This window comes from Actinopolyspora alba, from assembly GCF_900112765.1.
Classification (GTDB): Bacteria; Actinomycetota; Actinomycetes; order Mycobacteriales; family Pseudonocardiaceae; genus Actinopolyspora; species Actinopolyspora alba.
The window spans coordinates 104,912-126,039 of sequence record NZ_FOMZ01000008.1; the positions used below are offsets into that span (position 1 = coordinate 104,912).

At 69.5% G+C, this 21,128-nt stretch carries 16 protein-coding genes; 8 read left to right on the forward strand and 8 right to left on the reverse strand.

Going from position 1 to position 21,128, the window contains the following annotated elements:
- The first annotated feature begins 86 nt into the window (after positions 1-86).
- Positions 87-1,223, forward strand: a complete 1,137-nt coding sequence (locus tag BM150_RS13500; RefSeq protein WP_092927618.1) for an acyl-CoA dehydrogenase family protein — start codon at positions 87-89, stop codon at positions 1,221-1,223.
- Between the two features lie 125 nt (positions 1,224-1,348).
- On the opposite strand, the gene BM150_RS13505 is transcribed toward BM150_RS13500, so the two are convergent.
- Complete coding sequence (locus tag BM150_RS13505; protein ID WP_092927619.1) at positions 1,349-2,278, reverse strand: aldose 1-epimerase family protein; 930 nt, start codon at positions 2,276-2,278, stop codon at positions 1,349-1,351.
- A gap of 192 nt (positions 2,279-2,470) precedes the next feature.
- Entirely contained in the window at positions 2,471-3,124 is a 654-nt protein-coding gene (gene pdxH, locus BM150_RS13510) for a pyridoxamine 5'-phosphate oxidase (protein ID WP_092927620.1), read from the reverse strand.
- 446 nt (positions 3,125-3,570) lie between these two features.
- Here pdxH and BM150_RS13515 point away from each other — a divergent pair, with 446 nt between their 5' ends.
- The 4 genes from BM150_RS13515 (at position 3,571) to BM150_RS13530 (ending at position 8,998) form a co-directional block, all read left to right on the forward strand.
- Positions 3,571-4,713, forward strand: coding sequence for a citrate synthase 2 (locus BM150_RS13515; protein ID WP_092927621.1), 1,143 nt, complete (start codon positions 3,571-3,573; stop codon positions 4,711-4,713).
- A 591-nt stretch (positions 4,714-5,304) separates the two neighbouring features.
- On the forward strand, positions 5,305-6,324 hold the full coding sequence (locus BM150_RS13520) for a cytochrome c oxidase assembly protein (protein ID WP_245755483.1): 1,020 nt from the start codon (positions 5,305-5,307) through the stop codon (positions 6,322-6,324).
- 213 nt (positions 6,325-6,537) lie between these two features.
- Positions 6,538-8,511, forward strand: coding sequence for a bifunctional copper resistance protein CopD/cytochrome c oxidase assembly protein (locus BM150_RS13525; protein ID WP_175496813.1), 1,974 nt, complete (start codon positions 6,538-6,540; stop codon positions 8,509-8,511).
- A 193-nt stretch (positions 8,512-8,704) separates the two neighbouring features.
- A complete protein-coding gene (locus tag BM150_RS13530) occupies positions 8,705-8,998 on the forward strand; it encodes a DUF2218 domain-containing protein (protein WP_092927623.1) in 294 nt (97 codons plus the stop codon).
- 383 nt (positions 8,999-9,381) lie between these two features.
- Here BM150_RS13530 and BM150_RS13535 read toward each other — a convergent pair whose 3' ends face one another.
- From BM150_RS13535 to BM150_RS13550, 4 genes are all read right to left on the reverse strand, one after another.
- Entirely contained in the window at positions 9,382-11,964 is a 2,583-nt protein-coding gene (locus BM150_RS13535) for an ABC transporter permease (RefSeq protein WP_092927624.1), read from the reverse strand.
- 6 nt (positions 11,965-11,970) lie between these two features.
- On the reverse strand, positions 11,971-12,669 hold the full coding sequence (locus BM150_RS13540) for an ATP-binding cassette domain-containing protein (protein WP_092927781.1): 699 nt from the start codon (positions 12,667-12,669) through the stop codon (positions 11,971-11,973).
- 510 nt (positions 12,670-13,179) lie between these two features.
- On the reverse strand, positions 13,180-15,465 hold the full coding sequence (locus BM150_RS13545) for a heavy metal translocating P-type ATPase (protein ID WP_092927625.1): 2,286 nt from the start codon (positions 15,463-15,465) through the stop codon (positions 13,180-13,182).
- Between the two features lie 73 nt (positions 15,466-15,538).
- Positions 15,539-16,285: a zf-HC2 domain-containing protein gene (locus BM150_RS13550; protein ID WP_175496814.1), complete on the reverse strand. Its 747-nt coding sequence runs from the start codon at positions 16,283-16,285 to the stop codon at positions 15,539-15,541.
- A 201-nt stretch (positions 16,286-16,486) separates the two neighbouring features.
- Here BM150_RS13550 and BM150_RS13555 point away from each other — a divergent pair, with 201 nt between their 5' ends.
- The 3 genes from BM150_RS13555 to sepH all read left to right on the forward strand — a co-directional run bounded on the left by BM150_RS13555 (position 16,487) and on the right by sepH (position 19,862).
- Entirely contained in the window at positions 16,487-17,053 is a 567-nt protein-coding gene (locus tag BM150_RS13555) for a sigma-70 family RNA polymerase sigma factor (protein WP_092927627.1), read from the forward strand.
- A 295-nt stretch (positions 17,054-17,348) separates the two neighbouring features.
- On the forward strand, positions 17,349-18,494 hold the full coding sequence (serC, locus tag BM150_RS13560) for a phosphoserine transaminase (protein ID WP_092927628.1): 1,146 nt from the start codon (positions 17,349-17,351) through the stop codon (positions 18,492-18,494).
- A 363-nt stretch (positions 18,495-18,857) separates the two neighbouring features.
- The gene (sepH, locus tag BM150_RS13565) at positions 18,858-19,862 is read left to right on the forward strand and encodes a septation protein SepH (protein ID WP_175496815.1); all 1,005 of its coding nucleotides are present in this window, start codon (positions 18,858-18,860) and stop codon (positions 19,860-19,862) included.
- Between the two features lie 129 nt (positions 19,863-19,991).
- On the opposite strand, the gene BM150_RS13570 is transcribed toward sepH, so the two are convergent.
- Together BM150_RS13570 and BM150_RS13575 are read right to left on the reverse strand one after the other, a co-directional pair.
- Positions 19,992-20,342, reverse strand: a complete 351-nt coding sequence (locus tag BM150_RS13570) for a hypothetical protein (RefSeq protein WP_092927629.1) — start codon at positions 20,340-20,342, stop codon at positions 19,992-19,994.
- Positions 20,343-20,436: 94 nt separating this feature from the next.
- Positions 20,437-21,045, reverse strand: coding sequence for a DUF2537 domain-containing protein (locus BM150_RS13575; RefSeq protein ID WP_092927630.1), 609 nt, complete (start codon positions 21,043-21,045; stop codon positions 20,437-20,439).
- Between the last annotated feature and the right edge of the window lie 83 nt (positions 21,046-21,128).

Genomic DNA, 21,128 nt, shown 5'->3' on the forward strand with positions numbered 1-21,128 from the left:
AGCAGTACTATACGCCATCAACAGTACTCTATTCAGTCCTTGAGTACTCAACAGAGTACTAAAAGGCACGAAAACCGGGGTCTTTGATGCCAGTCGAACGAATTCTCGCCACCACCGAGGCAACCGACCTGCTCAACCTCACGAGGGACATGGCCCGGAACGAACTGGCGCCGGAGGCGGCGCGCGCGGAGGCGAACGAGAGCTTCCCCCGCGAGAAGTTCGAACTGCTCGGCGAAGCCGGGTTGCTGAGCCTGCCGTACCCCGAGGAGTACGGCGGGGCGAACCAGCCCTACGAGACCTACCTCCAGGTGCTGGAGGAAATCAGCAGCGCGTGGATGACCGTGGGAGTCGGCCTGTCGGTGCACACCATGTCCTGCTACCCGCTGGTCGAGTTCGGCACGGGCGAGCAGCGCGAACGCTGGCTCGGCGAGATGCTCGGCGGCCACACCCTGGGCGCCTACGCGCTGTCCGAACCACAGGCCGGTTCGGACGCGGCCGCCCTGCGAACCCGCGCGGAGCGGGACGGTGCCGAGTACGCGGTCAACGGCACCAAGTGCTGGATCACCCACGGTGGGGTGGCCGACTTCTACACCCTGCTGACCAGAACCTCGGAGACGGAGATCAGCTGCCTGTTGGTCGACGGGAACACGCCGGGGCTCAAAGCCGGGAAACCGGAGCACAAGATGGGGCTGACCGGCTCGCCCACCACGGAACTCGTCCTCGACGACGCTCGGGTCGCGGAGCAGCGGCTCGTCGGTGGCGAGGGCAACGGACTGCGCATCGCGCTGCGCGCGCTCGATTCCGGGAGGCTGGGAATCGCGGCCTGCGCCGTGGGGCTGGCACAGGCGGCGCTCGACCTGGCGGTGGACTACGCGCGGCAGCGCACGCAGTTCGGCCGATCGATCATCGACTTCCAAGGGATCGAGTTCATGATCGCCGACATGGAAGCCGCCGTGCAGTCGGCCCGGGCGACCTACCTGGACGCGGCACGGCGCCGCGACGCGGGGCGGTCCTTCAGCAGGCAGGCCTCGGTGGCCAAACTGATCGCGACGGACGCCGCCATGAAGGTCACCACCGACGCCGTGCAGGTGTTGGGAGGCGCCGGCTACACCAGGGAATTCCCCGCGGAACGCTACATGCGCGAAGCGAAGGTGCTACAGATCTTCGAGGGAACCAACCAGATCCAGCGGATGGTGATCGGCCGCGAGCTGGCGAAGACGTGAGCCGGGTCCCGGACCGGCCTGGCGATCGTACTCGCCGCGCACCTCGGCCCCCGGAGACGGACCGGAAGCACTCGCACGTGCCCACCCACTCGGGTAACCGGTGCTCCCACCGGGGGCCGGGCGTCTCAGCCGATGGGGCGGAGTCCCCAACGCGCCGACCAGGTCTGCCCCTGTTCCAGCACGATCAGGTCGGTCCCGGAGTTCAACGCGTCGGGCGGGCAGGTCATCGGCTCCACCGCGATCGCCCTGCCACGCTCCGGGAACTCGGCCGCCGTGTAGACCTGTACCCAGCCGAAAACCGGATCGGCCCACAGCTGCACGCCGTGACCGGTGGAGTCGGTCAACGAGTGCCGCACCAGCCCCACCGGGTCGTCCGGCAACGGTGCGGCCCCGCCGAAAGCGGTATCCAACCAAACCCCGGCGAGCTTCTTGCCGGTGCGAAGATCCTGCTCCTCGCCCTCCAGCCTGCGGGGCGGCCGATCGGGCAGCATCCGTTCGGGATCGATCGGCAGCACGCTGGAGGCGGACAGCCGCAGGGTGCAGTCGTCGGTGGCCGCATCGCCCGCCCGCGGGTAGGGATGCACACCGATCCCGAACGGGACGGGACGGGAACCGAGGTTCTCCACGGTGTGCTGCACCGTCAGCCCGTGGTCGTCGACGGAGTACTCCACCGCCGTCAGCAGCGGAACCGGCCAGCCGGGCTGTGCCGGGATCATCGCGTGCAGCACCACGGCGGCGGAGGTGTGCTCCCCCACCGTCCAGGGGGTGTTCCGCAGCAGGCCGTGGATGGCGTTTCGCCGATCCGGCTCGGTCAGCGCGAGCTGCTGCGGTTCGCCCTCCAGGTTCCAACGGCCGTCGGCGACGCGATTCGGCCACGGCACCAGTATTGCCCCGGCGGCTCCGGGCGGTAGTCGGTCGGCCTCGTAGGTCTCGCTGTAGGGAACCCCGTCGACCTCGAAAGTACGCAGCGCGGCACCCACCTCGGTGATTACCGCCCGCACGCCACCGTGAACGATCTCGAACTGGTGACCTGTAGCCGGGATGTGTTCGTTCACACGACCACTGTATGTCTTAGCCGATCAATCCCGTTAACCGTGCTGTCACCTTGATCAACCGAATCCTCCGCTCGGGCCGCCCGACGCCGTGTCGGGCAACGCGCGAGGAGAGCGCCGGGAGCGAGGAACCCGCGCGAGGTTCCGCCACCCGAGCGCCCTGCCGGAGGAGGACCGAGAACAGCGACACCCGCGTCAGGGCGCGAGCCGCCGCACCTTCCAGGTGTCGTCCTCGCGGACGAACCGCAGCCGATCGTGCAACCTGTCCGGTTGTCCCTGCCAGAACTCCACGTACTCCGGCCGGATGCGCCACCCGCCCCAGTGCGGCGGAACCGGAACCCGCTCGGAATCGGCGAACCTGCGTTCGATACCGGTGAGTTTGGATTCCAGCGCGGCACGCCCGGAGACCACACAGGACTGCGGCGAGGCCCACGCGCCGAGCTGTGAACCACGGGGGCGGTGGACCCAGTAGTCGGTGGTCTCCTCCTGCTTGACCTTCTCCACCGTGCCGCGCACGTTCACCTGTCGCTGCAGGGACAGCCAGGGGAAGGTAGCCGCGGCCACCCGGGTGGCGCCGAGATCATGACTCTTGGCCGAGGTGTAGTTGGTGAAGAACACCAGGCCACGTTCGTCGATCCCCTTGCACAGCACCGTGCGCGAAGAAGGCATCCCCGAGGCGTCCGCCGTTGCCAGCACCATCGCGTTCGGTTCCGCCAGTTCCGCCCGCACCGCTTCGTCGAACCACTGCCGAAGCTGCTCGTGCCAGGTGGTGGCAAGCGACGACTCCTGAAGCGGCTCGGCATCGTAGGACACGCGCATCCCGGACAACGTGGCCTTTGCCTGCGACATCCATTCCTCCTGACTAGACCGACGTCTCAAGCGACGCCACCGCTGGGTCAAATGTGCTCGCACTGAACTGCAATGGTGCGCGATACCTCGAACGCCCGCGCGCCAGGCGAAGCGACGCCCCGAACGACGGTAAACGGAAAACGAAGCCGGACCGAACCGCAGTTCGGTCCCGATCGATCTCGTAATCGATCCAGTCGGCTGTCGCCGCTCGGAAACGATTCCGAAACTCCCTCGAAGGCGACCACCGGGCCGGACGGGATGTGATCTTTTTCATTACTCCGCGTTTACCGGGCGCGACGATTGCCTTCACGTACCGAGTGGGTGCACTGTTACCGCTACGACATCGGCCGCGTTCCGCGACCGTGTGCCACACCACCCCGCCACGTCCCCACCGCGGCCCGCACTGGGTCGACGGCACAACCGGCGACGAAGGAGACGAGGCGACGATGCCGAATCCAGTGAACAACGAAGCCACGCAAGCCGCTGTAAGCCCAGGCCTCGAAGGCGTGGTGGCGTTCGAGACCGAGATCGCCGAACCGGACCGTGACGGTGGTGCCCTGCGCTACCGCGGAGTGGACATCGAGGAGCTGGCGGGCCGGGTCTCGTTCGGCGACGTATGGGCGCTGCTGGTCGACGGCCGCTTCGGCAACGGCCTCGGCGCGGCGAGCGACGACCGACTCCCGGTGCGCAACGGCGACGTACGTGTCGACATGCAGTCGGCGCTGGCGATGGTCGCACCGACCAACGGGTTCGCCCCGCTGCTGGACGTGACCGAGGAACAAGCACGTGACCAGCTGGCGTTGGCCTCGGAGCTGGCGCTGTCCTACGCGGCCCAGTCGGCCCGGGGGGAGGAACTCCCCGAGGTACCCCGCTCCGAACTGGACCAGTGCGGCACGGTCGCCGAACGATTCCTGACCTGCTGGCGCGGCGAGCCGGATCCGGCACACGTGAAGGCGCTGGACGCCTACTGGGTCTCCGCGGCCGAACACGGCCTCAACGCCTCGACCTTCACCGCGCGGGTCATCGCCTCCACCGGCGCCGACGCCGCCGCGAGCCTCTCCGGAGCCGTGGGTGCCATGTCCGGGCCACTGCACGGTGGCGCCCCCGCCCGGGTACTGCCGATGATCGAAGAGGTCGAACAGCGCGGTGACGCCCGCGCGGTGGTCGAGTCGATCCTGGATCGTGGCGACCGGCTCATGGGCTTCGGGCACCGGGTCTACCGCGCGGAGGACCCCCGCGCGAGGGTACTGCGCGAAACCTGCAAGCAGCTCGGTTCGCCCCGGTTCGAGGTGGCCGCGGAACTGGAGCAGGCGGCACTGTCGGTGCTGGCCGAGCGGCGCCCCGACCGGCAGATCGCCACCAACGTGGAGTTCTGGGCAGCGGTGATCCTGGACTTCGCACGGGTACCGACACCGATGATGCCCGCGATGTTCACCTGTGCGCGGCTGGCGGGCTGGTCCGCCCACGTCCTGGAGCAGAAGCGGACCGGCCGGCTGGTACGCCCCTCCGCACGCTACGTCGGGCCGGGCGCCCGTGAACCGCGTGAGGTCGAGGGGTGGAGCACGGTCTCCCCCCTGGTCTCCGTTTGATGGAGCACAGCGGCAGTTGCTCCGGTGGCTGGTTAACCGGCACGTGAGTCGGCGCCTTGCTTCGTTGGGCCGGCTCTTGAGTAGCGACCTACGCGGCGAGCGGCCCGGCCTCGCAATGCATCCGACTCACGCACCGGGGACACGCGCGTTGCTCACGCCACACGAGGTGGATTCCGCGCGGTGATCATGGGGAGTAACGTGGCGGAACCTCTCGCACGGCTCTCGCTGCGGGTTCGGCGACATCGGGTAGCGATACACAACGTCTCCGGCGTCCTCACGAGAGCCGCACGGGAGAACCCGCGGCGGCGCGAGCTGCGGGCGTGGTTGGGGGGGGGCGGCCCGCGAAGGTGGTAGAGGCTCCGCTTCGGAAGCACCGTAGACGCGGCGATTTCGCGAGAAATCGACACCGCCGGGGCCGAGCCGCCGCAGTGGGGCGGCGATTTCGCGAGAAATCTACACCGCCCCCGACCGGGGAGAAACCGCTCCCAGCCGGGGACTACGCCGCCCCACCCGGAAGGCGACGCGTGTTCCGGGACACGATCCGGGCGCCGCCCGCGCGAACGCGGCGTCCGGATGCGGGAGAGTGTCGGTGTGCACCATGTCGAAGAGCTGACATTCACCAGTGCGCTGCTGAGCTGGAAGTTCGCGTTCTGGTGGGATCTGCTGATCGTGCTGCTCGGTGTCACCTACGCCGCCGGGGTGACACGACTCCGACGCGGGAGCCGGGGCCGAACCTGGCCCGCCCACCGCTGTTGGCTGTTCGCCTCCGGGCTGGTGAGCCTGTTCGTGGCGATGAACAGCTTCGTCGCGGTCTACGGCCACGCGCTGTTCACCATGCACATGGTGCAGCACCTGATGTTGATCATGCTGGTCCCCGCCCTGCTCGTCTACGGCAAACCACTGCGGCTGTGGTCGGAGCTGGACGAGTCCGGGCGTGTGGCGCGAATCCTGCGCGGCCGAGCGGTCGGCATGCTGACCCACCCGGCGTGGACCATGGTGCTGTACTCGGTGGTGCTGGTCGCCACCCATCTGACCCCGTTCATGCAGCTCATGTTGCTGAACCCGTGGCTGCACCATGCCGAGAGCGTGTTGTACCTGGTCGCGGGTTACCTGACGTTCCTGCCACTGCTGGGCACCGAACCGACCCGCTGGCAGCACTTCCCCTACCCGCTGCGGGTGTTCAGCGCCCTGATGGGGATGGGACCGGACACCGGTATCGGCGTGATCCTGATGATGGCCGACGATCCGCTGTTCCCCGCCTACGGGAGGATGCGCGACTGGTGGATCGACGACGGCACGCTGACCGTGTTGGCCGACCAACGGCTCGGCGGCGGGATCATGTGGTTCTTCGGCGACGCGCTCATGGCCGTGTTCGCGCTGGTGCTGGTGCGGCAGTGGATGCGTGCCAACGGCTCGGAAGCCGGTTTCGGCAACTGGCTGGAGTCCGCCAGACGCAGCGCGCTCGCCGAAACCGACGGCGAGGCCGACTCCGAGGTGCAGAGCCTGCGGACCACGGATGACCTCGACGAGGACGAGCGGGCCAGGCAGGCGTACAACGCGATGCTCGCCAGACTGGCCCGGCAGGACGAGCAGCGGAGCGGTCGACGGTAGTCACCCTGCCGGCTCGCGTTTCACGGGCCCGACTCGGCACGACCTCCCGCTCCGCGCTCGCGGCGAGTGGCGGAGACATCGAACGGCCACCGCGACCGGGCCGTCGGACCGACTCCGCGACACCCTATGCTGCCCAGCAGAAACAGTACCGGACCGCCGAAACCGGCACCGTTCGCGATTCACGGCCCACCACCCCGATCACGAGGTCAGTTCATGTCAGGTTCCGCACCGAGCAGCCGCAGGGAAGGCGACGAAGCCGCACCGAGTGCTCCCGGGGTGACCCGCTGGGGGCTGCTGGGTACTGGGTCCGCCGTGGTTCTCACGATCGTGCTGGTACTCGCGGCGGGCAGCGGCGTCTACGCGGTACTCGGATACCCCGATCCGGGAGCGTTGACCAAACTGGGCGTCAACCTGCTGCGGCTGGTATTCGACCTCGCCGGGGCGTGCTGCCTGGGTGGTCTGGTGTTCGCCGCGTTCTTCACCGTCCCGCAACGCGGTGGGATGATCTCGCCGGACGGTTACGCGGCGCTGCGGACCGCGGGCACGGCCGCGTGGCTCTGGGGCGTTGCCGGGTTGCTGCTCACGGTGTTCGACGCCGCCGACTCGGCGGGGCAGTCGGTCACCGACAGCCTGACGCCCGGCGCGTTGTCGGGGCTGTTGGAAGCACTGGACGTTCCGAAGGCGTGGCTGCTCTCCGCGCTGCTCGCGCTGGTACTGGCTGTCGCGTGCCGTTCGACGCTGCGGTGGCGCACCACGATCGGGCTGACCGTGCTGGCGGGGGTGACGCTGCTGCCTCCGGTGCTGGTCGGGCACTCCGCCTCCAACGGAGGGCACGACTTCGCCTCCGACAGCATGGTCTTCCACGTGGTGGCGGCCGCGTTGTGGCTGGGAGTGCTGTTCGCCGTGCTCGCCCACGCCCGCAGGCGGGGAGCGAACCCGGGAATAGTGGCGCGGCGTTACCGGAAGCTCGCCGCGACGTGCTGGGGTGTGCTGGCGGTCTCCGGTGTCATCGGCTCGCTGATACTGGCACCGGCCCGGATGTGGCTGGACACCCAGTACGGAGCACTGGTGCTGTGCAAGATCGGTCTCCTGCTGCTGGTGGGGCTGGTCTCGGTGCCGTTGCGACGTCGGATCACCCGGTCCGCGCGGGATCGCCACGTGGGGATGCTGCGCCTTGCCGGGGCCGAGCTGGCGCTGCTGCTGACCACGGTGGGGATCTCGATGGGAATGGCGCACGTTCCGCCGCCCAACCTGCTCGACCGGAACGCCACCGCCATGGACCTGCTCATCGGCTACGACCTTCCGGAGTTTCCGAGCTTCTGGCAGCTGGTCACCCAGTGGCGGTTCGACCTACTGCTGGGCACGGCCGCAGTGGTGTTGGCGGTGAGCTACCTGGCGGGAGTGCGCCGGTTGCGCGCGCACGGGCAACGCTGGCCGGTGGGGCGCACGGTGAGCTGGTTGGCGGGCTGCCTGGCGGTGCTGGTGGCCAGCTCCTCCGGAGTGGGAAGCTACGCACCTGCCACCTTCGGGGTGCACATGACGGCCCACCTGCTGCTGAACATGCTGGGTCCGGCCCTGCTCGTGCTGGGGACCCCGGTGAACCTGTGCCTGCGGGCCCTACCTCGTGCGCGCCGGGGTGAACCGTACGGACCGAGGGAATGGCTGCTCGGGATAGTGGACTCGCCCGTTTCGAGGTGGCTGAGTCACCCGGTGCTTGCCTCGCTGTTGCTGGTGGGCTCGCTCTACGCGCTGTACCCGACCGGCCTGTTCCAACTGATCATGCAGGAGCACTGGGCTCACACGATCATGAACGTCTACTTCCTGGGTAGCGGCTATCTGTGGTTCTGGTCGATACTCGGCATCGACCGCACCCCCCGACGGGTGCCGCAGCTGGCGCGACTGGGCGTGACGCTGGGCATGATGCCCGCTCTGGCCTTCTTCGGGGTGCTGGTGCTGAGCATGTCCGAGCCGATCGCGGGCAACTACTACCGCACGCTGGACCTGCCGTGGTCGGTGGATCCGATGGCCGCACAGCAGGCGGGAGCGCTGATCGGCTGGCTCGGCGGTGAGATTCCGCTGCTGCTGGTACTGGTCGTGCTGCTCCGGCAGTGGCACCGGGAGGAGGGCGACGATGACGACGCCGACTACCGGGGCATGCTCGCACGGCTGGAATCCACCCGGGGCTGAACGGATCCGACAGGACCCTGGTGAACCGGCCGGGCGCGCGTCGACAGCGACGGTCTTCGACAGCGGCCTACCCGGTGTGACCGGACTCTCGCCGCGGCACGACGGCTCGGTGATCGTGTGCACGGCGAACACCGGAGTAACGTGAGTTCGGCAAGGCATACCTTACCCGAAACCGCGTCGATCGAGAGACAAGATGCTGACCTCACAGGCGGAAGTGACCACCGAACGACCACAGCGATACCTGTCGCAACTGTGCGAGCACTTCGCGCACAAGGTCGACAGCGAGCACGACGACGCAACCGGGCGCGTGGAGTTCGACGTCGGAACGTGCGAGCTGCGGGCCGAGGGGCGGACCCTGCTGCTGCGGGCGCGTGCCGCTGATCGGGAAGGGGTCGACCGGGTCAAACAGGTGGTCGGAACCCATCTGGAACGCTTCGGCACCCGGGACGAGCTCGAAGTCCACTGGACCGATGTCGAGGGGAGTTGACCCCTCCCGCCGCGTAGCCGGCATCCGCCTCGCGCACCAGAGGTCCCATGCGCTGCGACCCGCACGGTCGCGTCCCGACGGCGCCGCGGGGGGCGTCAATTTCTCGCGAAGTTGACGCCCCCCGCGGCGGTGTGGCACCGGCTCCGTCAATTTCTCGCGAAATCGCCGCGCCGGTGGGCGCGAGCCCCGGTTCCGAACTCCGACCACTCCCGCAGACCGAACCGCCACCCTCGCGGTCGGAACCGCCGCGGGGTCTCCGGTGCGGCTCTCGCGAGGAAGACCCGACGTTGTGCAGGTCGCTACCCGATGTCGGGTCTCCCCGGAGCGAGAGCCGTGCCGGAGGTTCCGCCACGGAACCTGCTACGCAATCGGCGGAGCCCGATCTACTCCTCGGAGAGGGCGGCGGCGGGCTGCGCCTTCGCGGCACGGCGCGCGGGAAGCACCGAGGCCAGCACACCAGCGGGGATCGCGCAAGCGATCACCAGCAGCAGCCGCGTCCAGGGCACGGCGAACGAGACCGGCAGTCCGATGTTCTCGAACATCGCCGCCACCCCGCCGAAGGCGAACAGCACTCCGATCAGGGCTCCCAGCACGGTTCCGACCACGGCCAGCAGCACCGCCTCCAGCGCCAGGGTCCCCCGCAGCTGACCACGGGTCAGTCCCAGCGCACGCAGCAGTGCGGACTCCCTGCCGCGTTCCAGTACCGACAGCCCGAGCGTGTTGGCGATGCCGACCACCGCGATGATGACCGCGACCGCCAGCAGACCGGTGACGATCAGCAGCAGCGTGTCGAGCACCTGGGTGAACTGCGCACGCATCTGCACCGCTCCCCCGACGTCTATGGGCGTCGAGGCGCTCTCCTCGGCCAACGAGTTCAGCTCGCCGGTGTAGCTCGGCGTGTAGGTGTCGGAGGTGGCGCGGGCCCAGATCTCGCTGGTGCTGGTCTCGGCCCCCGTCGCGGCCAGATCTGAGCTGGTCAGCAGGAAGCCGGACCTGATCAGATCGGTGGACGCCAACCGGAACGTGGCGGAGCCCTCCCCGATGGGCAGCTCGACACGGTCCCCTTCCGACCAACCCCAGCTGTCGAGGATGCCGGAGGGCGCCAGGGCGGTCCCCTGCCGGAGAGCCTCCGCACCGTGCCGGGAGACCTCGGCGAGCTTCGCGGGGGCGATCCCCATTGCGCGGAAGGTCGCGGGAGGAATGTCCTCGCGGGAGGCTCCCTCGGGCATACTCGTCTCCGGCCGCTCCATCTCGAAACTGGCGCCGGACAGGGCGGCGGTGGCGGCCGTGCCCTCCAGGGCCGCGAGGCGCTGCCCCACCCCTTCGGGAACCGGTTGGCCCCGCTCCTCGGCTGCGATCTTCACGTCCACCGGGTAGCGCTGGTCGATCTGCTCGTTGGCGCCGTTCCGCGCGCTGGCGGTACCGGTGAGCAGCAGCACGATCAGCCCGACACCGATCATCAGCGCGGTACTGGTGGAGGAGGCCCGGTAGGGATTGCGCACGGCATTGCCACTGGCGAGCGTGCCCGTGGGGCCGAGCGAACGCATCAGGTAGCCGAACGCCCTGGCGACCGCGGGAATGAGCGTGGGCGTGAACAGCAGCACTCCCACCACGGCCAGGAGTCCGCCGGGAACCGCCATGGTCATCGATCCGAGCAGGGCACCGCCGAGCAGGAAACCAGCGCCCGCCACGGTGAACACCACGGCGGACACCAATCGTGCTCGACCGATCCGACGGGAGGCCTGCTCGTCCGGGACGGGACGCAGCGCGGCCAGCGGGGCGACCCGCATGGCGCGTGCGGCGGGGGCCAGCGAGGCCAGGAAGGTCACCAGCAGTCCGGCCGCCACGGGCGCGGTCAGCGCCAGCGGGGTGATACCGAGCGAGCCGAAGTCGACCGGGGAGTCGGTCAGCCCCAGCGGCCAGCTCACCGTGGCCGAGACCAGCACGCCGAACACCGTGCCGATCACCGAGGTGACCAGCCCCACCAGCAGCGCCTCGAACAGCGCCGAGCGGCGGATCTGTCCCCGGGTGGCCCCGACGCACCGCAGCAGTGCGTACTGCCTGCTGCGCTGGGCGTGCAGCACCGAGAAGGTGTTGACGATGACGAACCCGGCCACGAACAGCGCGATCGCGCCGAACGGCAGCAGTACGGCGTTCAGTGCGGCGGCCACTCTTCCGCTGAAAAGCTTCACCGCGTAATCGGCCTGCTGCTGTCCGGTTCGGACCTTGACGTATTGGCCGGCGTCGAGCTTGCCGCGCAGCCGGTCGAGCACGGCAGAGGTGTCGGCACCGTCGGCCAGCAGCAGGTCGATCGCGCGGTAATCGGTTGTCCCGAGTTGGTTCAGCAGCCCCTGGGGGGCGAAGACCGTGACGCGGCTGCCACCCGTGAGCACGTTGCTCCCGATGTCGACCAGCCCCGAGACGGTGACCTCGCGCTTCGGCGGTGCCTTCTCGCTCTCTCCCTCCCGAGGCGAGACGTATCGCGGCTGCTGGAGCGTGATGGTGTCTCCGGGAGAAAGATTCGCCGAGTCGGCGGCGCGCTCGCTGAGCACCACCTCGTCCGCGGCGTCCGCATAGCTGCCCTCAGCGAGTTCGTACCAGCGCAGTGCCTGTTGCTCGGGCAGCCGGTTCAGCTCCACCGAGTACCGCTCGCCCTTCCAGGAGGCATTGGCGTAGCTCTCGGTCCTGGGGACGGCCACGTCGACACCTTCGGTGTCCCGAACCTTCCGCAGGCGTTGCTGTCTCTTGTCGTTCTCGTTCCCCTCGGCGACCCTCGCCACCTGGTCGTCTACCACGACGTCGGCGGCCAGGTTGGGTGCCGCCACCATGTGCCGCACCGAGGACTGCATGGTGCCGGTGAACACGAGGGTGGCGGCGACGAAACCGACGCCCAGCACGATGGCGAGCCCGGCCGCGGTCAGCCGCCCGATGTTGTGCCGCAGTTGCAGCAGGGTGTTGCGCAGCACTGGCCCTCACCCACCCAACCGGCGCAGCGAGTCGAGCACCGCTTCCTGGGTGGGATCGTCGATCCGACCCGCGATGTTGCCGTCCGCCAGCAGCACCACGCTGTCCGCGTGGGACGCGGCGACCGGATCGTGGGTGACCATCACCACCGTCTGGCCGAACTGGCGCACCGAGCCGCGCAGGAACTCCAGCAGGTTCGCGCCGGACTTCGAGTCCAGCGCACCGGTGGGTTCGTCGGCGAAGACGACCTCGGGGCGCGTGATCAGTGCTCGGGCCACCGCGACCCGCTGCTGCTGTCCGCCGGAGAGTTCGCTGGGCCGATGGCGCAGCCGCTGGTCGATGCCCAACGACTCGGTGAGTTCGTTCAGCCACTGCCGGTCGGGTTTGCGGCCGGACAGCTCCAGCGGCAGCAGGATGTTCTGCTCCGCCGTCAGGGTGGGGAGCAGGTTGAACGACTGGAACAGGAAGCCGATCCTGTCCCGCCGCGTGAGGGTGAGCTGCTTGTCCGAGAGACCGGTCAGGTCGGTGTCTCCCAGCATCACCCGACCCGAGGTGGGAGTGTCCAACCCGGCCAGGCAGTGCATCAGGGTGGACTTGCCGGAACCGGAGGGCCCCATGATCGCGCTGAAGCGTCCGCCCGCGAAGCCGATGTCGACGTTGTCCAGCGCGCGGACTCCGGCCTCACCGCTGCCGTAGACCTTGACCAGTGCCGATCCGCTGGTGGCGGATTCCGGTACGGATTCGGCGAGTTGCCCGGCGAAGCCGGGCTGTCCATTGACTCCGCCCTGTTCCGAAGGAGCGGCCGCGGGCTGCTGCGACCCGTTCGGGAAACTCACGTGATTCCCCCATTGTGGTATCTGAATTGCGAAACTGACTCTAACGTGACGCTCCGGACACGGAGTGCCACGTGTGACGTTCGGAAGACGCGCGAAGGAACAGCCCGGTTGTCGAGCCCTACGACCACCTCGGGCGAGCGACAGCACCGAGAGCGCGCGACGAGGCCCTCGGCGGATCCACTCGACGCGGATTCGCCGGGGCGGATCTCGATCTCCGGAGCCCGCTCCGCGGGACTTCGCGACTCTCCGCTGTGCACTGTCCCCAGTAAACGGATCGAACTCGTGAACCGCTTCCGGGAAAACCCCCAGACCTCCCGGATCCTCCCCGGAGGGAACCCCGAGGCGGAGGCTTCCCCGAACCGAACACTCCGGGGAGCGATTTCACGCGGGGGTGAACCGGCGCAACCGCAGACTGTTGGAGACGACGAAGGCCGAGGACAGCGCCATGGCCGCGCCCGCGATCAGCGGGTTGAGCAGTCCGCACACGGCCAGCGGCACGGCGGCCAGGTTGTAGCCGAACGCCCAGACCAGGTTGCCCCGGATGGTGCCGAGCGTCCGCCTGGCGAGTTTCACGGAGTCCGGCACCGCCGTCAGCTCCTCGCGGACCAGGATGAGATCGGCCGCCGAGATGGCCACATCCGTGCCCGCCCCCACCGCGAGCCCCAGTTCCGCCGTGGCCAGTGCGGGCGCGTCGTTGACCCCGTCGCCGACCATCGCCACCCGGCGCCCTTCGGCACGCAGACCTTCGATCGCCTCGACCTTCTGGTCCGGGAGCACGTCGGCGACGACCTCGCCGATCCCCACCTCCTCGGCGACGGAACGAGCCGTGGCCTCGTTGTCACCGGTCAACAGCACGGTCCGCATCCCGAGCCGCCGCAGCTCGGCCACGGCGGCCGGGGCCGAGGGCTTGACCGCGTCGGCGAGCCCGAGCACCGCCACCACGACCCGGTCCCGCGCGACGAGGACGGTGGTCCTACCGCCGCGCTGCCACTCCGCGTGGCGTCGCCGCACGTCCTCCGGAACGGTGATCCCGTTGTCGGTGAACAGCTTCGCCCTGCCTGCCAGCATGTGGTGTCCGTCCACCTCGCCGTGCGCGCCCAGTCCGGGGTCGTTGGCGAACCCCTCGACAGCGGGCAGTTCCACGCCCTCCCCGAGCTCGGCGCGCGCGGCGGAGGTGATCGCGGCGGCGACCGCGTGTTCGGAGGCGTGCTCCAGTCCGCCCACCAGTCGAAGCACCTCGGACCGCGCCACACCGGCGACGCAGTACACCTCGCCGAGGGTCATGCTGCCGGTGGTGACCGTGCCGGTCTTGTCGAACACCACCGTGTCGACCGTTCTGGTGGACTCCAGGGCCTGATACCCCTTGAGGAAGATGCCGAGCTGCGCACCACGTCCGGAAGCGGCCATCAGCGCGGTCGGTGTGGCCAGCCCCAGCGCGCACGGACACGCGATGACCAGCACCGAGAGCGCGGCCGTGAAGGAGCGCTCTGCCGAGCCGCCGAGCAGCAGCCAGCCGAGCAACGTCAGCACGGCCAGCCCGAGCACGGCGGGCACGAAGTAGGCCGAGATCCGGTCGGCCAACCGCTGGACGGCGGCCTTGCCGCTCTGCGCCTGTTCGACCAGCCGCATCATCCCCGCGAGCTGGGTGTCCCGGCCGACCCTGGTGGCCTCGGTGAGCAACCAGCCGGTGGCGACCGTGGTTCCTCCGGTCACCTCGTCACCCTCGACGACCTCGGCGGGCACCGACTCCCCGGTCATCGAGCTGCGGTCCACGGCGGCGCCGCCCCGCACCACGCGCCCGTCGGTGGCGATGGTTCCACCGGGGCGGGTGACGAACCGATCCCCGACCCGCAGTCGTTCGACCGGCACCTCCCGGTGCGTGCCGTCCTCGTCCCGCACCAGAGCGGTCTTGGCTCCGAGCCGGGCGAGGGCGCGCAACGCGCCACCCGCTCTGCGCTGCGCCTTGGCCTCGAAGTAGCGCCCGGCCAGCACGAAGGTGGTCACCCCGGCCGCCACCTCCAGGTAAGCGGCGCCGTCCGTGTTGAGCAGCAACCACAGCCCGGAGGCGTCGGCGGGCGCCCCGCTCGGCGCGAACATCGCGTAGAGCGACCACACGCTCGCCGCGGTGATCCCGATGGATACCAGCGTGTCCATCGAGGAGGAACCGTGCCGGGCGTTGCGCAGCGCGGCGCGGTGGAACGGCCAGGCGGCCCAACCCGCCACGGGAAGCGCGAGCACGATGATCAGCCACTGCCAACCGGGAAAGCGGGCTTCGGGAAGCACCGTGAACAGGATCGCCAGGTCGGCAAGCGGCACGAACAGCACGACCGAGACGACGAGCCTGCGCCACAGATCGCGCAGCCGGGCGCGGGAGTCGTCCGGGCTCTCCTCGGCGGGGCGCAGCACCTCGGCCCCGTAGCCGGCCTTGGTCACCGTCTCGGTCAGCAGCTCGTCGGCGGCGCCCGCCGGGGCGGTGACGCTGGCACGGGCGGCGGCGTAGTTGACGCTGGCGTGCACACCGTCGAGTTTGTTGAGCTTGCGCTCCACCCTGTTGGCGCACGCCGCACAGGTCATGCCGCTGACGGCCAGCTCGACGTTGCGTTGCTGTTCGGCAGAGCCGCGTTGCTGTTCGGCGGACTCGGTTGAGGTGTCCGCGGACGTCGTCATCCGACCACCTTTCGTGCGGTTCACCGCGACCGGCGAAACTCCCTCCAGCTTGAACCATGCCGTCCGTCACGTCTCACGCGCTCTCCCGATGCGCCACGGGCGGCGGGGACGATTCGGTCCTCCCCTCGTCGAGCGCGCTCGTGGCGGTGTTCTCCGCCACCTCGCGCTCGGCACCGCCGTCGAGGGACCGGCTCCCGCTGGCGGGCACCCGGTCCGAGCCGTGCAGCAGCGCCAACACCGCCACCAGTACCAGCCCGAGCAACACCGGCAGGTGTGAAATCACCCGTTCGGGGCCGACGCGGCCGGTGACCAGATCCACCAGGCACAACGCGCCGAGCACGCCGGTGAAACTCGCCAGCACCGGCAGGTGCGCGGCCGCGTGCCTGGCACGCAGCGCCACCCAGGCCAACGCGACCGCCACCGCCGCGTTCCAGGCGCCCGTCTCGTGATCGATGTGCGGCATCGTCGACCGGACCCCGTCACCCACGCGAACTCCGACTCCGGTGAGCTGCAGCAGGGCCACCCCCAACTGAACCACCGCCACCAGTGCCAGCGACCAGCGCAGGGCGGTTCGCGGTCGCCTACCCGCCTCACCGCGCAGCCGGTCCAGCAACCGGGGCCGCAGGGCCGGCAGCACGGCTTCGGTGACGTCGGGGCCGGGCTCGGCGGGCATGATCCGCACCGCCCGGTGCAACTCGTCGAAACCCGCTCGTCGCCGTTCGCACTCGGCACAGCCCGCCAGGTGCTGCCGTACCAGTCGACGCTGCTCCTCGGTGGCCGCCCCGTCGAGCTCGGCGGAGAGGATCTCGAGACTCGTCACGCAGTCCACACCGTGCTGGTCGTCGGCGACCTCCCGGTAGTTCCCGGCTCCCGTGCCGGAGATCGACGGGACACGCGTATCGTGCTCCCACGGTAACGACGGTTCACGCCCGACGAGTCGGCATCGTCGCGGCTTACGTGGTCGAGTGAGCCGAACAACCGTGGCAGCGGGCCAGGGCCCGAAGTTCATTGGATATTGGGCGTGGACGACCAGGAACTCACGCGCTGCGCGCTGGCGGCGAAACGGGGGGACACCGACGCCGCGACCAGGTTCGTGCACGGTACGCAGCGTCAGGTCTGGCAGTTGCTGCGGCACCTGGCGGACGCGCACGTCGCGGAGGATCTCACCCAGGAGTGCTACCTGCGCGCGTTCCGCTCGCTGTCCACCTACCGCGGCCGCTCCTCGGCACGCACCTGGCTGCTGTCGATAGCTCGCAGGGTCGCCGCCGACCACATCCGGCACCGCGACCGCCGCCCCCGCACGGCCGACATCGACGACTGGCAGCTCGCGGCGGAACGGGTCCAACCGCGAAGCCTCTCGATACCGGAGGGCTACGCGCTGCGCAGCGCGCTGGAGACCCTCGACGAACGGCGCAGGGAAGCCTTCGTGCTGACCCAGTTGGTCGGGCTCAGCTACGAGGAGACCGCCGAGGTGGCGGGCTGCCGCACCGGCACGATCCGTTCCAGGGTGGCCCGGGCCCGCGCCGACCTGATCGACCGACTCCACGAGTATGATACGGATCACAGCGCGAGTTCCGGGGGATCGTAGCTCTTTTCCGGTCTCAGCCGGGGTTCCGGGCGGACGCGAACGACCGCACCGGTCGGCTTCGCCCGGGTGATACCGGGCTCGTCGCGGTAGCCAAGGGGGCGACGGAGGCAGTAAGTTGCCCGCGGCTGGTTCACACCGGCGGCACGGTGGCGCGATCCGTCCGACCGCGCCGGCGGTGTGCGCCCAGCCGTGCTTGAGCCGGCAACGGCGCCGGTCATCTGGCCAACTTCGTGCATGTTCGCAAGCGGCCCTCGAACGGGCCGAAACCAACACAACAAGGACCGGAGGCGCCGGCATGACGCAGGCCGAAACCAACATCGACCCGACGACGCTGCGGTTGCCCGCTGAACTAATCCCGTCCGACGGACGGTTCGGATGCGGACCGTCGAAGGTCAGGCCGGAGCAGTTGACGCGGCTCGCGAACGAGGGTGCCGACGTGATGGGCACCTCGCACCGGCAGAAACCGGTGAAGTCGCTCGTCGGACGCGTGCGGGAAGGTCTCCGCCAGCTCTTCTCCCTTCCGGAGGGCTACGAGGTGGTCCTCGGTGTCGGTGGCACCACCGCCTTCTGGGACGCCGCCACCCTGGGGCTCGTACGGCAGCGTGCGCTGCACCTGACCTACGGTGAGTTCTCCGAGAAGTTCGCGAAGGCGACCAAGTCCGCCCCGTTCCTGGACGACTCGATCGTCGTCAAGGCCGATCCGGGCGATGCTCCCGATCCGGTGGCCGACCCGAAGGCCGACCTGATCGCCTGGGCGCACAACGAGACCTCCACCGGCGTGATGCTGCCCCCGACCCGCCCCGCCGGCTCCGAGAACTCGCTGATCGCGGTGGACGCCACCTCCGGCGCCGGTGGGCTGCCGTTCAACCCCGCCGACGTGGACGTCTACTACTTCGCACCGCAGAAGTGCTTCGCCTCGGACGGCGGCCTGTGGATCGCGGCGATGAGCCCGGCAGCGCTGGAGCGCGTGGGCGAGATCGGTGGCTCGGACCGCTGGATCCCGGAGTTCCTCTCGCTGACCACGGCGCTGGACAACTCCCGCAAGGACCAGACCTACAACACCCCCGCCGTCGCCACGCTGTTCCTGCTGGCCGACCAGATCGAGTGGATGCTCGAGCAGGGCGGGCTGGACTGGTGCGTGCGGCGCACCGGTGAGTCCTCGCGCCGGGTGTGCTCGTGGGCCGAGTCCTCGGACTTCGCCTCCCCCTTCGTCGCCGACCCGGCCAAGCGTTCCCAGGTCGTCAACACGATCGACTTCGCCGACTCGATCGACGCGGACGCCGTGGCCAAGGCGCTGCGCGCGAACGGGATCGTGGACACCGAGCCCTACCGCAAGCTCGGCCGCAACCAGCTGCGCATCGGCACCTTCCCCGCCGTCGAGCCGGACGACGTCACCAGGCTGACGCAGGCGATCGACTGGATCGCGGGCAAGCTCGGCTGATTCGACGCGACTACCGGGGTGGGCGGTGCGCCGCTCACCCCGGACCCCGGCCCCGGCCGAGGCTCCGGCCAGGTGACGGCGTCACCGTCCGCCGCGCCGCGACGATGCCGAGGTTCGACCGGCACGTCCCCGAGCGATACACCCGAGCCCGCGACGATGGAACACCCCGCCGCGGCCCGACCGGGTAATCGAGACCACACGGTTTTTCGGGGAATCAAGGTATTTCCACGGATGCGACGGGGTACGCCCGTTCGGCAGGATCATCGTTACGACACTCGGCGCGTCCGTCCCACGGAGACCCCCCGCCGAGTTATCGTTATAGCTTGGTGATCTAAAATCAGCGGGAGGCGCGGGGAGGCACTTATGCGAGCGCTGCGAGTGGTCGGGCTCGAAGAGGACGGCGAGACCGTCGTGTGTGAGGATCCCGACAACGGCGAACGCTTCGCGGTGCCTGCCGACGAGCGACTCCGCGCCGCGGCCCGCGGTGACCTCACCCGTCTCGGGCAGGTACAGATCGAGCTGGAAGCCCAGATGCGGCCGCGCGAGATCCAGACGCGGGTTCGTGCGGGCGCTTCCGTCGAGGAAGTCGCCGCTGAGGCCGGGATTCCGCAGCAACGCGTGGAGCGCTACGCCTACCCGGTATTACTGGAGCGGGCCCAGGTCGCCGAGAAGGCCCAGCAGGCACATCCGATCCGCGAGGACGGGCCGGACGTACAGACACTGGGCGAGATCATCTCGCAGACCTTCGGGATGCGGGGGCAGGACTACGGCGAGACCAGCTGGGACGCCTGGCGCGGCGAGGACGGCAAGTGGGTGGTCACGCTGCGCTGGCAGGCCGGCCGCACGGAGAACACCGCGCACTGGACGTTCCACCCCGGCGCGCAGGGGGGCACGATCGCCGCTTTGGACGAGGACGCGCTCGACCTGCTCGATCCCACTCCGAACCGACCACTGCGCACGGTACGTCCGGTCACCGAACTCGCCAGGGAGGCACTCGAGCTGGACCACTCGGACGAGGAGGAGGTTCACTCCGGCGATCGGGAGACCACCACTCCGCTGCTGGGAGGAGCGCCCGAGCAGCACAACCTCGACCTCTCCGAGAGCGCCGTCGGAACCACCCACATCCCCGCCATGACCGCGGGGACGCTACTCGGCTCGACCTCGCAGTCGAACGATGCCGAGTTCGGAAACGCGATCCAGGACTCCGAGGCCGAACAACCCCTGGAGGGGCCGGACAACGAGGCCGAGCACGTGACGGCGGACCGGGATGACGTCGAGGACGACGCGGATACCGGGGAGGGGCGCAAGAACCACCCGATCGTCCCCTCCTGGGAGGACGTGCTGCTCGGCGTGCGGTCGAACCGGTGACCGACGGCGAGACCGCGACCGGCGGCCGACGTGCGACGAGTTCGACGCGTCGAACCGGCCGGGGCCGGACGGGCGACTACGGGGTCAGCGATACCGGAGTCAGGGATACCGGGTTCAGGGACGCCGGGTTCAGGGGCGGGAGGAGTCCTGTTCCGGACTCTGCTGCTCGTCACCGGAGTTCCCACCTCGCGAATCGAGGTGTCGTTGCCAGATGCGGTCCCGCACTCCCGGCAGCGATCTGCCGATGAACCTGCCGCGGGGGCGCCCGCCACCGGGAGAAACACCGTCCCCTGTGGACTTTCCGCCGCCGGTGTCCGGGGAGAGCGCCCTCGCCACGAACCCTCCCGCGATGGAGACCGCGCCGATCGTCCCCGCTATCCACGCGACGTAGTCCATCGTGAGCAGCACTGCCCCGGTGAACAGGGCCACGAGGATCGACAAGAGGCCGACCAGGAACAACACGCGCGCGGACGGTGACATGCCCTCGATTGTGCCCAACGGCCCAACACGGAACCATGCTGACCGGGCCGAACATTCGTTCCCCCGGATGGTGTAGGGCGCGGGGAGGCCCGGCTCACCCCAGCAGACTCAGCGGCAGGATCACCCAGGAAACGACGACACCGAGCACCACTCCGAAGGCCACCCAGCGCCAGGTGGGTACGGCGCGTCCGAGCCAGACCGACGGGGCGAATCCGCCCGCCACAGCGAGATTGACCACCACTCCGAGCAGCGGATTCACCTCGGCCAGCCCCAGCGAAACCACCACCAGCACCACGGAGACCAGCACCGCGAGGATGACGCTGACCGTCACACCGGTGGGCCGGGCGGTGCGATCGAGCTCTTCCGTCCGCGGGTCCGAGCCCGCGACAAGCCGCTGCCCGCCGGGTGCGGGCAGCGTGCTCGGCTCACCCGTCAGCGGATCGTGGTAACGAACGGCACGGCCGCACTCCCCCGCCGTGCGGCCCGCGAGCAGCCGGCCGCGACGTGCCACCGCACGCGACGCCCGTTCGTCGGGGGGATTCCCGCGGCCGATTCGCTCCACGACCTCGGCCCATTCGTACAGCGCCGCGCAGAGAGTGGGGGAAAGCCCCACGTGCTCCGGCTTCAGGCCGAGCGGCCCGTCCGCCTCGACGAACAGGGGTCGCCCTCGGACGACCCGGAGTTCCATGGTTTCCCCGACCATCGCGACGTCCCCCTACTGAGATCTTCCACCGGGACGATGCTCTCCGGCACCCCGGGCCCGAAGATCACCCCGTGGCCCGCGGA

What these genes read in the sequence shown, in the direction of transcription:
- sepH (WP_175496815.1), top strand. Translation starts at nt 18,858, where the DNA reads ATGCGAGCGCTGCGAGTGGTCGGGCTCGAAGAGGACGGCGAGACCGTC.
- BM150_RS13525 (WP_175496813.1), top strand. Translation starts at nt 6,538, where the DNA reads ATGTCAGGTTCCGCACCGAGCAGCCGCAGGGAAGGCGACGAAGCCGCA.
- serC (WP_092927628.1), top strand. Translation starts at nt 17,349, where the DNA reads ATGACGCAGGCCGAAACCAACATCGACCCGACGACGCTGCGGTTGCCC.
- BM150_RS13575 (WP_092927630.1), bottom strand. Translation starts at nt 21,045, where the DNA reads ATGGTCGGGGAAACCATGGAACTCCGGGTCGTCCGAGGGCGACCCCTG.
- BM150_RS13515 (WP_092927621.1), top strand. Translation starts at nt 3,571, where the DNA reads ATGCCGAATCCAGTGAACAACGAAGCCACGCAAGCCGCTGTAAGCCCA.
- pdxH (WP_092927620.1), bottom strand. Translation starts at nt 3,124, where the DNA reads ATGTCGCAGGCAAAGGCCACGTTGTCCGGGATGCGCGTGTCCTACGAT.
- BM150_RS13530 (WP_092927623.1), top strand. Translation starts at nt 8,705, where the DNA reads ATGCTGACCTCACAGGCGGAAGTGACCACCGAACGACCACAGCGATAC.
- BM150_RS13500 (WP_092927618.1), top strand. Translation starts at nt 87, where the DNA reads ATGCCAGTCGAACGAATTCTCGCCACCACCGAGGCAACCGACCTGCTC.
- BM150_RS13545 (WP_092927625.1), bottom strand. Translation starts at nt 15,465, where the DNA reads ATGACGACGTCCGCGGACACCTCAACCGAGTCCGCCGAACAGCAACGC.
- BM150_RS13570 (WP_092927629.1), bottom strand. Translation starts at nt 20,342, where the DNA reads ATGTCACCGTCCGCGCGCGTGTTGTTCCTGGTCGGCCTCTTGTCGATC.